Consider the following 13,286-nt stretch of genomic DNA (forward strand, 5'->3'; position numbering starts at 1 on the left):
GAAAGGGCTCAAGAGTATGCTTTCACGTTATTTGGAGCTTTGTTAACCCTTTGGAACCGCCGTATGCGGACCCGCATGTACGGTGGTGTGAGAGGACGGAGGCTAGCCGCCTCCTCCTACTCGATTTTATCTTGGCTTGAAACGGTTACGCCTCCGCGTCCTTGATCAGCTCCGCGAGGCGGTCCGGATAATCGGTGATGATGCTCGCCACGCCGGCGGCAATCAGCCGCTTCATCTCCGCCGGCTCGTTCACCGTCCATGGATTGTACACGATACCGCGCTCCGCCGCCCGCGCCGTCCATTCCGGAAGCACCGCGAGATGGTGGGCATGCAAGGCGCTCGCTCCGATCCGCGCGGCGTAATCCCAAGGCTCAAAGAGGCCTTCCACATAGAGAACGCCCGTCCGTACCTCAGGGGCCAGCGCTTTGCAATGCACCAGCGAATAGTGATTGAAGCTGGAGATGATGATCCGCTCGCTCAATCCTTGGAGCCGAACCTCCTCGATGACCGCTTCCTCGAGGCCGGGATAAGGCACGATGCTGTTTTTCAATTCGATGTTGACATGCACGTCTTCGTGCGGCTTTACCAGCTCAAGCAGCTCCCGCAGCGTCGGAATGCGCTCGCCCGCGAATGAGGGGCCGAACCAGGAGCCGGCGTCCAGCCCCTTCGCTTCTTCCAGTGTGACGTCCTTCACATGCCCAGGCGAACCGGCCGTTCGCTGCAGGGATTCGTCATGGATCAGGACCAGCTGGCCGTCCGACGTCATCTGCACGTCGGTCTCGATCCCCGTGGCGCCGAGTTCGATCGCACGCCGGAACGCGGCCATCGTATTTTCCGGACAATACGCAGAAGCACCCCGATGCGCGATGTTCAGAACCGTCTTCATTCGTATAACCTCCAGTTCGATAAATGGACATGAACAATACCCGAGTATACCGGACAATGATGCGGGCAATGTAATCGAATTATTAAGAAGCGATTGCGTTTGCCGGGTTAGCCGGTCATGCCGGGTAAGAAAAACAGCGCGTCATCTCCGTCATGTCGCCTTCCCCTTCCGTTCCGCGCGCAGCACCATCGTCGACGTAATGACGCTGCTTAGAAGCTGCCAGAACTGCACGGCAGGAACGGCGGCCAGCAGCCCCCATATGCCGAATGTCTTCGCCCCGCCGATCAGGCCGAACAGCGCGGCGGCCGGCGCGGCCACCCAGAAGCGTACGAGACCCGCCGAACCGCGCAGCGCTTCGTCCGTCCACCGGAACTGGGCGAAGAACGGCTCCTCCAGCATGCCTCGCCAATGCGAGATGCCCCAGGCCGAGAGCAGCATCAGGAGCGCGGCTCCGGCGAACGGCTGGATGACGGAGGGCGACAGGAAGACCGCCAAGGCGGAGACGAGCGTGAATCCGAGCCAAGTGCGAACGGGCGCCAGCCGGCGGACGAACGCCTTAACGATCATCTCCGCGAGGATCGTCTTCCCGTCGAACCGCCGGAACAGCCGGTTCGAGCGGCGCAGCAGCACCGGCCGGCTGAGCCTCATGCGGGGCTTGCGCTCGATGACGCTGCGCAGCAGCAATTGCGTGCTCGCGAGCCTGGCCAGCTGCTCCTGCCGGACATCGGATTCGAAGGCATCCCGCGCGCGCAGCTTGACGCGGAGCAGGACGGCGCAGACGGCGAGACCGGCCCCGATCGGCGCGGCTAGCATGGCCGGCGAGCTGCCCCAGACGGTCATCGGAACCAGATACGCCGCGGCGAGCAGCAGCGTGACGGCGGTCTTGACGAGCCATTTTCGCAAGCCCGAGTAGCGGGCTTCGATGAGGTTGCGACCCACCGCCCCGGCGCACGCCCATATCCAGGTATATACGAGCATCATCACGATCGTTCCGGCCGGGAAATGATGCGCAGCCGCGAAGAACGGCAGCAGGACTCCGTACACGGCAGCCGTCAGCAGCAGCAGCACGCCGGCGGTGTACGCCGCGCCGCGCAGCAGCAGCCCCCGAATCCAGCTCCGATTGCGGAGCAGGAAGAGCACGTCGGCGTCTTCCGCGAACGAGCGGAACCGGCCGGCGAAGACGACGATGAGCGGGAGCCGCTCGCCCGTCCAGGCCGGCAGGTTCGCGAGCCATTCCGGCGGCTCGTGCCAGAGATCCGCGTACATGCCGCCGGCGATCCAGATCGCCGGCACGAGCAAGTACACCCATACCGTCCAATCGAGCGCCGTGCGCCACGCTTTCCACTGCTCCGCCCAGAAGCGGCGCACCCTGCGCCGGAAGAGGCCTCCGGCGCGCCAACCGCCGATGGCGTGATTCGGCATTCCTCTCCCCCCCCCTTATGTCAGCGCGTAGAAGCAATCGGTCAGGGGCGCATCCGCCGGACAGCCGGCCTGCTCCCGGACCTCCCCGAGCGTGCCCTGCGCCACGACGGACCCGTCGTTGATGAGAATGATGCGATCGCAGATTCGCTCGGCGGTGTCGAGCACATGCGTGCACATGAGCACCCCCGCCCCGCGGCGGCGCTCGTCCTGCAGCAGCTCCAGGAAATCCCGCGTCGCCCGGGGATCGAGTCCGACGAACGGTTCGTCCACGACGTACACGTCCGGCTCCAGCAGGAAGCCGAGGATAAGCATCATTTTCTGCTGCATCCCCTTGGAGAAGCCGGTCGGCAGCTTATGCCGCTCGCCGGCGAGGCGGAACCGCTCCAGCATCCGTTCCGCGCGGGCGAGAAACGTCGCTTCGTCCAGCTCGTAGGCGGACGCCGCCAGCTGCAGATGCTCCCACAGCGTCATATATTCGTAGAGCACCGGCTGCTCCGGCACGTACGCGTACCGCCCCTGCTCCCCGCCGATGCGTACATCGCCGTCCACGTAGCGGAGCAGGCCGAGCAAGGACTTGATCGTCGTGCTCTTGCCGGCGCCGTTCGGCCCGATCAGGCCGACGAGCTCGCCCGCTTCAACCGCGAACCTGATGTCGCGGATAACGCCCGCGTCCGAGGCATAGCCGGCTTTCCGAATGTCGACTTCTAATACCGTCATGCTTCGTCCTCCGCCCCTTGGTTACATAGATAAGACATTCACATGGCCTGCATCGCCGATGCTAATTAATCCCATCCCTTATCATAGCATCTCTCCCCTTATCTGTCCCTCGAGACCGAATGTCTTCGTGCCGGCGACGTTAATCACCAATATTCGGCATTGTTCGACCGCACCCCCGGCATTATACTTAACCTAGCAAATGAAACCGTCTTCTCCGAGAGGAGCGATTCCGCTAATGACCGAAGACCCTGCCCGCCTGTTCGACGACATGCTGACGCTGTCCGCCGAGCTCTTCTTCGCCCGCGAGCAAGCATTGCTTTTGGACGAGCATCTGCAGCCCGCTTGCTCCGTGCTCGATATCGGCTGCGGGAACGGCGCCTATCTGGAAGCGGTTAAGCGGGCCTACCCTCACCTGCGCTGCACCGGCATCGAGCGGGACGCCCGCGTGTATCCATTCGCGGAGGCCAGGACCGCGCCTAGCCTCCGCTTCGTGCATGCCGATTACAAGGACGCCGCAGCATGGACCGAACCGTTCGACGTCGTCGTGGCCAGGCTGGTCGCCCTGCATCTGCCGGACTTCCGCCGCTTCCTCGCTTGGCTTCGCGGCGTCACCCACGAACGTTCCGCGATCCTGATACTCGACCTGGACGACGACGCGACCGGTCCGCTTCCCGGCGGGGAGCTGCCTCTGTTCGATGCGTTGTTTCGCGCTTCGCGCAAGCCGCTGCTCGTCCGATATGCGAAGCCTCCCAGCACGGCGCTGGCCGAGCTCGCGCACGCCGAGGGCTGGCGTTCCGAGCTGCTGCCTTACCGCATCCTGGCCGACGAGGCTCATGCGAAACGCCGCATGTACCGGTACATGGAGACATCGACCCGCCTCCTGCAAGGCGGCCGTATCGAAGGCGCGCGCAAGCGGGAGCTGGACGACTGGCTGCAATCGGAGCGCGCTTCTTATTCCGCAGGCATGTTCGCGCTTACGCTGCGGCCGGCCTGATCTTACGAAAGGAGGCTCATTGAACGATGCTTTGGAAAACCGAATTCGAATCGGAACTGACGCGAGTGTTCCGGGAAGCGGAGCGGTTGATCGATGCTTTCCCGGCGCCGCTGAACGCGAAGGGGCGCGCCTACTTGCACGCCTTCAATCCGCTCAACCCGTCCGCTAAAAAAAATCATATCTGCTACCTGCTGCCGTTCTGGATGCGGCCGGTCGCGGAGCTGGATGCCGAATGCTATCGCCGGACGTCGCTCGCGAACGTATTCGTGATGCTGTACTTCTTTATTCAGGACGATCTCATGGACGAAGCGCCCTCCGATTGGAAGGAGCAGCTCGCGCTCGGCAATCTGTTTCATCTCGCCATGCTGGACTTATACCGGGCGCTGTTCGAGCAAGAATCGCCGTTCTGGGGCTATTACCGGGCCTACGTGACGACGTGGTCGCTCGCCGTCGCCTACGAAGCGCCGTCCGGCAGCCTTGCGCCCGGCGAGCTCGCGCGGAAAGCGGCGCCCGTCAAGCTCGCAAGCACCGGCGCGCTGCTGCTGGCCGGACGAGCGGAGCTCGAACCCGCCGTCTCGGAGGCGGTCGATCTCGCGCTGGCCACACTCCAGATGGCGGATGATTGGTCCGATTGGGAGGAAGACTTCGACCGGAACAACGCCAACAGTCTGGTGGGCATGATCGAGCACGAACAGCGGGCGGCCGGCCGCCAGGCTCCGCTCGAGAAGCATGCGATCCAAGCCGCCATTCATGTCGACGGCGCGCTCGGACGGTACGCCGAAGCGGCAAAGGCAAACGGAGACGCGCTCGCCGGGCTCGGTCTCCCGCTCCGTCATCTGTTGGCGTTCCACGACCATTTGGCAGGCGGGCTGTTTGCCTCGGCCGAGCGGCTGCGCGATACGCAGAGCCGGCTGCTTGGCGGCGGTTTCGCGTATTGGCTTTCCCAACGGCAGACCGATCCTGCCGATCGTTGACCGTTCATCCATGCCTTGTCCATCGCGACCCTATCAAGGATAAGGAGTCATGCAGCATGACAACGGAAAAGACATTTCCGGGAGAGAAATTTCCATTATTTTGTCGGTACTCTGTCGCAATCTAGCGATTATTGGTAGAATCATCCTCGATTTAATGGTACACTTCACATGGTACATAATTCCTATAAACGAGGTGCGAAACGGATGTCCGAACAACAATTGCAGCAACAAATTATCGAGAAAGCTTGGTCCGATCCCGCGTTCAAGGCGAAATTGCTGGCAAACCCGAAAGAGGCGCTGCAAGAAGCGTTCAGTCTGACGCTGCCGGAAGACGTCGAGCTGGTCGTCGTCGAAGAAACGCCAACGAAGTTCGCGCTCGTCCTTCCTCCTAACCCTGCCGACGCCGGCAAACCGGACGACGCTCTCGACACGTGGTAAAATCGAATCCCGCATGCAAAAACGCGAAGGTCACATGGAGACCTTCGCGTTTGTTTCGACGAAGCGCGCGGCGGGGAAGCGAATCATCGCTTCGGTGCCGACGCCCTTTTGGCTTGTAAACTTGATCGTCCCCTGCATGACCTCGATGATGCGGAACGTCACCATGAGCCCCAGACCGGTCCCCTTCGTCTTGTTGGAGAAGTACGGTTCGCCCAATCGTTCCAGCACCCGCTCATCCATCCCGGCGCCGCTGTCCGCGATATGGATGACCACCTGTCCCCGCTCTTCGTATGCCCAGATTTTGACCACGCCTGAGCCGTCTAGCGCTTCGATGCTGTTCTTGATGATATTGATGAGCGCTTGCTTCAGCTTCGAGGAATTGCCCAAAATCCGCAGCGACCGCGGCACGTTCATTTCCAGCCGCCCCCCGTGAAGATTCGCCAGCGGCACGATGATCCCTTCCACGTGCTTGAATTCCTCCAACAGATTCAATTCGTGTACCTGCTCCATCTGCGGCTTCGCGAACGTCAGGAAGTCGGTGATGATTGTCGAAGCCCGGTCGAGCTCTTCGATCGCGAGCTTGTAATAATTGTCGCCGCTCTTCTCGATCTGATGGCGCGACTCGAGAATCTGCAGCAGCCCGCGCGTGACCTGAAGCGGGTTACGGACTTCGTGCGCCACGGAAGCCGCCAATTGGCTGATGATCTCCATCTTCTCCGAACGCTGCAGCTCGGAATTGAAAATTTCCAAGTCCCGCGAATAGGTAAGAATCAATTTATGCTGATGCGCGAACCGCCGTCCGAGCAGCACGATGAGCGATAAGACGAACGCCACGAGTCCCCATTTCCACCACGACAGATCGTACGTCAGGGAAGACGCGTAGAACTTCACGAGCTCCGCCGAACCGACGATCGCGAAGATTGCCAAGCCAATCGACAGGATGACCGAATCGATGTTTCGCTTCCACAACTGCCGGCCGAGAATAACCAGAATGAGGACAAAATCGGCCAGCATGAGGCAGCCGACCAGCGTGACCGAGACGAAGAAATAAAACGACTGCAATTCGTGGTGGAGCGCCCGGTTGACGATCAGCATGACAAGGCCGAATACGGAATAGCCGATCTGGAACCGGCGGAAATGCTTCACGATGCCGCGATACCCGCTTCCGAACAAAAATTCGAAAAACACGAGCAGTGCCGGCAAGAACGTGTACAGAGACAGGTCGAATAACCCTTGATACACGAAGCCGTACGAACCGTAGAATGTGTACAAGAACGGGGAATACCCGATTAACATGCCGCCGATCGGCAGAATGATGAAGCAGAGCGCGAGCCAAAGCTTCAGCTGTTTGCGGTCAAGAAACACCGAGCAGATCAGCATAACGAATGCCACGAAGATGAACGCGCTGCCAAGGATGATATCCAGCAGGTCGTACTTCGCGTACAAGCGCATCAGATCTTGATAATCCGAGATCTGGATGCCAGGCCCGAGTCCCAACCGATCCGTATCGCTCTCGAGATGGAGCAGAAGCTCGCGGCCGGAATCGTAGTTTTCGAGCGGAATCAGCACGCGGTTCAAGTCGAACCAATGCTTGCGCTCCGAATGATAGACCGCTTCGCCGTTCAGATAGACGGTGATGTTCTGCGCGTAAATCGAACGAAAAATCGCGCCTTGGTTATAGCCGATCTCCGGCAGCTTGATCCGAATCCAAGCGGACTCCACGCCTTCCGGCTTGGAGACGACCGGCGCGGCCGCCTGGATGTCCTGCCATCCCGACGCCCGCATCGCTTCATCTGGCGAGGCAAGCCGATCGCCGTCGGTCTCCCACCTCAGCTGCCAGGACGAAATCGCGGCGTCCCTCGCGTCCGGAGCCGCCTGCGCGGCCGGCGGCAGCACCGAAGCGATACAAGCGATGATGAAGACTAACCCTAAAACGACTTTCAGCTTCATTCCTTCCGACACCCCAAAACATGGATAATGTGCATTGCGCAAACTTAACTTCGACAAAATTTTCGTATCGCCTGCCTCGTTTCGACAAAACGCGAAAAATCATTCCATCATTCGCCTCGCTCGTTTTATCTTACCTCAAAAGCGGAAAAATGTGGCACAAAAAAAAGCCGCGAAATCGCGGCTTTCGTCCTTTCGGGCGCGAAATCGGCGACAAGCGCCGATGTTAGTCTTCGAGCTCGACGTTATGGTACACCTGCTGCACGTCCTCCGAGTCTTCCAGCAAGTCGATCAGACGCTCGAACTGCGCCTGCGCGTCTTCCGGCAGCGTGACGTACGTCTGCGGCAGCATCGTGAGCTCGGCGACGGTGAATTCCGTGATGCCGGCCTGCTTGAACGCGTCCTGCACCGCTTGGAATGCGCTCGGTTCCGCGTAGACGATGACCGCTTCATCCTCTTCCACGATGTCGCGCACGTCGACGTCCGCTTCCATCATGAGCTCGAGCACTTCGTCGACGGATTTGCCTTCCACGCCGATCACGGCCGTAGCGTTGAACATGTACGACACGGAGCCGCTGACGCCCATGTTGCCGCCGCATTTCGTGAACGCGGAGCGGACGACCGGCGCGGTGCGGTTCACGTTGTTCGTCAGCGCGTCGACGATGATCATCGAGCCGTTCGGCCCGAAGCCTTCGTAACGGAGCTCTTCGTAGCTCTCGTCGCCGCTGCCTTTTGCCTTCTCGATGGCGCGGTCGATGATCGCCTTCGGCACGTTATAGGTTTTCGCGCGTTCGAGCACGAATTTGAGCGCTTGGTTGGATTCCGGGTCCGGCTCGCCCTTCTTGGCGGCCACGTAGATTTCAATCCCGAATTTGGCGTACACCCGGCTGGTATTGGCGTCCTTCGAAGCTTTCTTTTCTTTAATATTATTCCATTTGCGACCCATCTTGGTTCATTCCCGCTTTCTTTGGATTTCGACTGCATGCCACAACATTACCTCATTTATTATTACATTTTCCGCGGTACTAGAACAAGCTTTTGCGGGAAAATTGAGCCCATCCGCCCCGGGACGGCCGTCCAAAACAAGCCAAAAACCGGTTCCTGGTCCGGAACCGGTCTGATCGCGCGCTCGCAAATGGAATCAATCATGGAATCAATCGCTTACTGGCCGGCCCTGCAGATCGCCGATGATTTCCCGCGCCGCCCGCTCGCCGCTCTCGACCGCGCCGTTCATGTACCCCTGGTATGCCACGGACGTGTGCTCGCCGGCGAAGTGGCAGTTCCCCCTCATCCCCTCGCACTCCTGCTCCACGCCGGCGAATGCCGTATGCTGTCCGACCTTCCGGTACGAATACGAGCCGAGGGAGTAAGGATTGCTCAGCCAGCAGTCGCGCGCCGCCCGGCCGTTCCACTTGGCCGTCAGCCCCGGCAGGACCGGCTCGATCTGCCGCAGGAACTGCGCCGCGCGTTCGTGCGGGGTCCCCGTGACCATGCCCTCTCCGATGCTGCCGCCCGTATAATCCACGAGCAGGCCGGACGTTCCGGGCTGCCCCCGAACGACGTCGAACGTGTTCTGGTAGCCGGTATCCGCGATCGTATCGCCGTTCGAGCCGAGGCTATGCCAGTGCCGGTCGCGGAACTGCAGGTGCAGCTTGCTGTTCGCCCCCATGCCGAGCTCCCGGACCGCCGCGGCCTTGAGCGGCCGGAAGCCGGCCCGGCTGAAGTCGACGGACGCGCGCAGCACGGCGAACGGCAGCGCGAGCACGACCTTGTCCGCTTCGACGTCGACCGTGCCGGCATGCCGCTGAAACGTCAGCCGGTAGCGGCCGTCGGCCTGCTCGGCCAGGGCGATGAGCCGCATGCCCCGGCGGATCTGCCGTTCGCCGAGCATGCCCGCCAGCCGGCGAACCAGCTGTTCGTTGCCGCCGCGGATCTGGTAACGCTCGTCGGAGAGGCCGAACATCCGGAAGTCGTCCTCCTCTTCCAGGATGCCGTGCAAATAAATGAAGTTGAGCGCGCTCTGCGTGCCGGCATCCGCGCCGTATTCGATCGTGCAGGCGATGTCCAGCAGCCGGCCGAATTTGGAAGCCGTGCCGCCGGGCACGTTGGCGCCGATCCAATCCGTGACGGACATCCGGTCCAATTCGAGCCCCCGCTGCGTATAACGGTTATAGAGCGTCGGGAAGCCCGCCGCCGTCAAATCGCGGTTGAGCGGCCCGATCACGGCTTTAAAGTCCTCCGCCGCCTCCGCGAACGAATACGGCTCGCCGTCGAAATAATAGAGCGGGGCCGTATCCGGCGGCTCGGCGTCCAGCAGGTCGATCAGGTCCAGCCCCAGCTCGCGCGCAAGCCGGCGGAGGGCTTGGTGGCCCGTATCGATGAGCATACCGCCGCGCTCGGCAATCTGCCCATCCTCGAACTCGCCGTAGCGGGTGCTGCAGCGGCCGGCCGCGGGCTTCGCGTTCGCCTCGTAGACCGTCGCGTCGAATCCGGCAGCCTGGAGCCGGTACGCGCAGGTCAAGCCGGCGAGCCCCGCGCCGACGATCGCGATTCTTGGCGCGTCCGGCGAGCCGGCGGCCGCGGGGACGCCGGGCTTCGTTTCCGGCCTCCGGGCATGCAGGGTCGGGTCTTTCCCGTTTCGAATGTCGCCGACCAGGCGTTCCAGCATCGTTTTGCGATGCTGCCGGCGTTCGCGGATCGCCTGTTCGACCGTCGTCTTCTTCTCGCGCGAATCGGCTGCGACGATATACAGTTCGCGCAGCAATCTGGCTAATGGTGTACGCGGCATCCTATCCTATCATCCTATCGAAACTCGGATTTGCTTGTCTGCAAGAGTTGTCTGCTCCAGCATATGCATCGCGCGCAGGCGCGGTTTTACGCAACCGTCTGTTTTTCATCGTTTTCAGCGCTTGGCTTGCAGAGGGCCGGCGTTTTCCGGCCGAACGGAACGCGTTTCCGGGGACGGCGCGCGGACGAATGAATCATTCCGCCGATTCGTGGTAAGATATACCTGGTCTGCCTGAAGGTCATTTTTCGTCATCTGGAGGTTAATTCGCATGTTGACTACCATTCTGATCGTGCTGCTCGTCGTCGTCCTCGTGCCTCCGCTCGTCTTCTTCGGGTACATGTACGCCTTGTCGAAGCAGCCGAAGCACTCCATCATCCGCGCCCATCCGTTCCTCGGCTGGATCCGTTACTTGCTCGAGAAGCTCGGACCGGAATTCCGGCAATACTGGTTCGATCACGATACGGAAGGCAAACCGTTCTCGCGCGCGGATTTCGTCGGCCTCGTCTACGCGGCGAAGTACCGGACGGACCTGATCTCGTTCGGCGGCCGCCGGGATTACGAGAAGCCGGGGTATTACTTATCCAACGCCATGTTCCCCAAGCTGACCAGCGAGCTCAGGGTCGATAACGCCATCGTGCGCCAAGGCCGCCGGTACGTCATTATGGACGAAGGCTTGTTCACGCGCAGAGAGAAGATCGTCGAGGAGCAGGTGAGACCGTGGCTGCTGCACGACGACGACGCCATCGTCGTCGGCGGCGATCGACGGGAACCGTGGCGGCTCAAGGGCATGTTCGGCGCATCGGCGACGTCGTTCGGCGCGGTCGGCGAGCGATATATTCACTCTACGGGAGCCGGGGCGCGTATGGCTGGCGGCTCGTGGATCAACACCGGCGAAGGCGGCGTCGCGGACGCCCATCTCGAGACGGGCGCGGACATCGTCGCCCAAATCGGGCCGGGTCTGTACGGCTACCGGGACGAGGAAGGCCATTTCTCGCTGGAGGCGTTCAAGTTCAAGGCGTCGCTCCCCCAGATCAAGGCGTTCGAGCTCAAGTTCCACCAAGGGGCCAAGATCCGCGGCGGCCATCTGGAAGGCGCCAAAGTCACCGAGCCCGTCGCGAAAGCCCGTCTCGTTCCTGTCGGCCGAACCGTCAACTCGCCGAACCGGTTCGAGTTTCTGACGAAGCCGGAGGAAGCGCTGCGGTTCATTCACTCGCTGCAGGAAGAAGGCGGCAAGCCGGTCGGCGTGAAGATCGTCGTCGGCGATCCGAAGCGGCTGGAGCCGTTCTTCCAGGCGATGATCGACCTGGGTGTGTACCCCGATTTCATCACGGTCGACGGGTCCGAGGGCGGCTCGGGCGCGACGTTCAAGGCGATGGCCGACGGCATGGGGCTGCCGCTCTATCCCGCCTTGCTCATTCTCGACGACACGGCCCGCAAATTCGGCATCCGCGGCAAATTCAAGCTGTTCGCGTCCGGGAAGCTCATCACGCCGGACAAAGTCGCGGTCGCGCTGGCGCTGGGCGCCGACGCCGTCAGTTCCGCGCGCGGCTTCATGATGGCGAACGGCTGCATCATGGCGATGCAGTGCCACACCGGCAAATGCCCGACGGGCATCACGACGACGGACGACAAGTACCAGGAAGCGCTGGTGCCGGAGGAGAAGCAGTGGCGCGTCATGAACTACATCCTGCAGATGCGCGAAGGGCTCTTCTCGCTCGCCGCGGCCTGCGGGCTGTACAGCCCGAGCGAGCTGCGGCGCGAGCACGTTGTGTTCACCAACGAAAGCGGCCAGACCGTACGGGTCGCCGACCTGTTCCCGTATCCCGACGCCGCATCGTAAGCGGCGAACGCCGAAAAGGGCTTTCGCCCGTCATGTCCCCGCAGCACAAAAAAGACCGCGCCCCGTGCGCGGTCTTTCGCGTATCCGATGATTAGTTGACCTCGACCGTCCAGCCGAACGGATCTTCCAGCTTGCCGTATTGAATGCCCGTCAAATCGTTGTAGATCTTCTCGGACAACTGGCCCGTCTTGCCGCCGTTAATGACCAGCTTCTCGCCGCGCCAGTTCAGCTCGCCGACCGGCGAAATGACGGCCGCGGTGCCGGTGCCGAACATTTCCTCCAGCTTGCCGTTCTTGCCCGCTTCGTAAATCTCCTCGATCGAGAGCACGCGCTCGACGACCGGGACGTTCCAATGCTTCAGCAGCTGAATGACGGAGTTGCGCGTAATGCCGTCCAAAATGCTGCCGTTCAGCGCCGGCGTATAGACGGTGCCGTCAATCTTGAAGAAGACGTTCATGCTGCCGACTTCTTCGATATATTTATGCTCCGCGCCGTCGAGCCACAGCACCTGCGTGTAGCCCTGGTCCTTGGCCGCGTCCTGCGCCTTGAGGCCGGCCGCGTAATTGCCCGCCGTCTTCGCTTCCCCGACGCCGCCGACCATGGCGCGCACGTAATGGGACTCGACGAAGATTTTAACCGGGTTGATGCCCTCGGGGTAATACGCGCCGACGGGCGACATGATGACGATGAATTGGTATTCGAGCGACGGCTGCACGCCGAGCTGCGGCTCCGTGGCGATGACGAACGGGCGGATGTACAGCGAATTGCCTTCGCCGTCCGGAATCCAGTCCTGATCGAGCTTCGCCAGCTCCTTGACCGCCTCGAGCGCCAGCTCCGTCGGAAACTGCGGCATGCTCATCCGGTCATTCGAGCGGTTCATCCGCTTCATGTTCGCGTCCGGGCGGAACAGCTTCACGCGTCCGTCTGCGGTTTTATAGGCTTTCAGCCCTTCGAAGACGGTTTGGCCGTAGTGGAACACTTTCGCCGCCGGATCCAGCGTAATCGGCTGGTATGGCACGATGCGGGAACGGTGCCACCCGAGCTCCGCCGTATAATTCATAATGAACATATGGTCGGTGAAATAAGTGCCGAAGCCGAGCTTATCCTGCGGAGGTTTCGGTTTCGGAGTTGTCGTGCGTTCGATTTGAATCGGTGTCGATGCGATCATGATGAATCCCTTCCCTCGTACATAATGAATGAACTAATTGCATTTTACTATGCCCGTGACTATATTAATAATATCTAAATTATCCATTTTCCATACCGAAAAGGTATCGTAA

At 61.2% G+C, this 13,286-nt stretch carries 11 protein-coding genes; 4 read left to right on the plus strand and 7 right to left on the minus strand.

Going from position 1 to position 13,286, the window contains the following annotated elements; translation table 11 throughout:
* Positions 1 to 145 precede the first annotated feature (145 nt).
* The 3 genes from ACFPB1_RS25120 to ACFPB1_RS25130 form a co-directional block, all read right to left on the minus strand.
* Positions 146 to 886 carry a glycerophosphodiester phosphodiesterase gene (locus ACFPB1_RS25120; RefSeq protein WP_379228946.1) on the minus strand — a complete coding sequence of 247 codons (741 nt, stop codon included), beginning with the start codon at positions 884 to 886 and terminating at the stop codon, positions 146 to 148.
* 150 nt (positions 887 to 1,036) lie between these two features.
* Positions 1,037 to 2,308: an ABC transporter permease gene (locus ACFPB1_RS25125; protein ID WP_379228947.1), complete on the minus strand. Its 1,272-nt coding sequence runs from the start codon at positions 2,306 to 2,308 to the stop codon at positions 1,037 to 1,039.
* A gap of 15 nt (positions 2,309 to 2,323) precedes the next feature.
* Positions 2,324 to 3,025, minus strand: a complete 702-nt coding sequence (locus ACFPB1_RS25130; protein WP_379228948.1) for an ABC transporter ATP-binding protein — start codon at positions 3,023 to 3,025, stop codon at positions 2,324 to 2,326.
* A gap of 235 nt (positions 3,026 to 3,260) precedes the next feature.
* On the opposite strand from ACFPB1_RS25130, the gene ACFPB1_RS25135 reads away from it, so the two are divergent.
* The 3 genes from ACFPB1_RS25135 to ACFPB1_RS25145 all read left to right on the plus strand — a co-directional run bounded on the left by ACFPB1_RS25135 (position 3,261) and on the right by ACFPB1_RS25145 (position 5,431).
* A complete protein-coding gene (locus tag ACFPB1_RS25135) occupies positions 3,261 to 4,019 on the plus strand; it encodes a class I SAM-dependent methyltransferase (protein WP_379228949.1) in 759 nt (252 codons plus the stop codon).
* Positions 4,020 to 4,045: 26 nt separating this feature from the next.
* Positions 4,046 to 4,993, plus strand: coding sequence for a hypothetical protein (locus tag ACFPB1_RS25140; RefSeq protein ID WP_379228950.1), 948 nt, complete (start codon positions 4,046 to 4,048; stop codon positions 4,991 to 4,993).
* Positions 4,994 to 5,197: 204 nt separating this feature from the next.
* Positions 5,198 to 5,431 (plus strand): NHLP leader peptide family RiPP precursor, encoded by a 234-nt coding sequence (locus tag ACFPB1_RS25145; protein WP_379228951.1) that lies wholly within the window; start codon positions 5,198 to 5,200, stop codon positions 5,429 to 5,431.
* 30 nt (positions 5,432 to 5,461) lie between these two features.
* Here the strand turns inward: ACFPB1_RS25145 and ACFPB1_RS25150 are convergent, their stop codons facing one another.
* The 3 genes from ACFPB1_RS25150 to ACFPB1_RS25160 form a co-directional block, all read right to left on the minus strand.
* Positions 5,462 to 7,381 (minus strand): ATP-binding protein, encoded by a 1,920-nt coding sequence (locus tag ACFPB1_RS25150; RefSeq protein WP_379228952.1) that lies wholly within the window; start codon positions 7,379 to 7,381, stop codon positions 5,462 to 5,464.
* A gap of 223 nt (positions 7,382 to 7,604) precedes the next feature.
* Positions 7,605 to 8,324: a YebC/PmpR family DNA-binding transcriptional regulator gene (locus tag ACFPB1_RS25155; protein ID WP_379228953.1), complete on the minus strand. Its 720-nt coding sequence runs from the start codon at positions 8,322 to 8,324 to the stop codon at positions 7,605 to 7,607.
* Positions 8,325 to 8,531: 207 nt separating this feature from the next.
* Positions 8,532 to 10,166, minus strand: coding sequence for a flavin monoamine oxidase family protein (locus ACFPB1_RS25160; protein ID WP_379228955.1), 1,635 nt, complete (start codon positions 10,164 to 10,166; stop codon positions 8,532 to 8,534).
* A gap of 268 nt (positions 10,167 to 10,434) precedes the next feature.
* On the opposite strand from ACFPB1_RS25160, the gene ACFPB1_RS25165 reads away from it, so the two are divergent.
* Complete coding sequence (locus ACFPB1_RS25165) at positions 10,435 to 12,006, plus strand: glutamate synthase-related protein (RefSeq protein ID WP_379228956.1); 1,572 nt, start codon at positions 10,435 to 10,437, stop codon at positions 12,004 to 12,006.
* A 91-nt stretch (positions 12,007 to 12,097) separates the two neighbouring features.
* On the opposite strand, the gene ACFPB1_RS25170 is transcribed toward ACFPB1_RS25165, so the two are convergent.
* On the minus strand, positions 12,098 to 13,174 hold the full coding sequence (locus ACFPB1_RS25170) for a branched-chain amino acid aminotransferase (protein ID WP_379228957.1): 1,077 nt from the start codon (positions 13,172 to 13,174) through the stop codon (positions 12,098 to 12,100).
* Positions 13,175 to 13,286: the final 112 nt, after the last annotated feature.

This window comes from Paenibacillus sp. GCM10023250 (assembly GCF_042653205.1).
Taxonomy (GTDB): Bacteria; Bacillota; Bacilli; order Paenibacillales; family Paenibacillaceae; genus Paenibacillus_Z.

Bases quoted from the DNA above. Each gene is read 5' to 3' on its own strand.
- ACFPB1_RS25135 (WP_379228949.1), top strand. From the start codon at position 3,261: ATGACCGAAGACCCTGCCCGCCTGTTCGACGACATGCTGACGCTGTCC.
- ACFPB1_RS25170 (WP_379228957.1), bottom strand. From the start codon at position 13,174: ATGATCGCATCGACACCGATTCAAATCGAACGCACGACAACTCCGAAA.
- ACFPB1_RS25125 (WP_379228947.1), bottom strand. From the start codon at position 2,308: ATGCCGAATCACGCCATCGGCGGTTGGCGCGCCGGAGGCCTCTTCCGG.
- ACFPB1_RS25155 (WP_379228953.1), bottom strand. From the start codon at position 8,324: ATGGGTCGCAAATGGAATAATATTAAAGAAAAGAAAGCTTCGAAGGAC.
- ACFPB1_RS25160 (WP_379228955.1), bottom strand. From the start codon at position 10,166: ATGCCGCGTACACCATTAGCCAGATTGCTGCGCGAACTGTATATCGTC.
- ACFPB1_RS25145 (WP_379228951.1), top strand. From the start codon at position 5,198: ATGTCCGAACAACAATTGCAGCAACAAATTATCGAGAAAGCTTGGTCC.
- ACFPB1_RS25130 (WP_379228948.1), bottom strand. From the start codon at position 3,025: ATGACGGTATTAGAAGTCGACATTCGGAAAGCCGGCTATGCCTCGGAC.
- ACFPB1_RS25150 (WP_379228952.1), bottom strand. From the start codon at position 7,381: ATGAAGCTGAAAGTCGTTTTAGGGTTAGTCTTCATCATCGCTTGTATC.
- ACFPB1_RS25165 (WP_379228956.1), top strand. From the start codon at position 10,435: ATGTTGACTACCATTCTGATCGTGCTGCTCGTCGTCGTCCTCGTGCCT.
- ACFPB1_RS25140 (WP_379228950.1), top strand. From the start codon at position 4,046: ATGCTTTGGAAAACCGAATTCGAATCGGAACTGACGCGAGTGTTCCGG.
- ACFPB1_RS25120 (WP_379228946.1), bottom strand. From the start codon at position 886: ATGAAGACGGTTCTGAACATCGCGCATCGGGGTGCTTCTGCGTATTGT.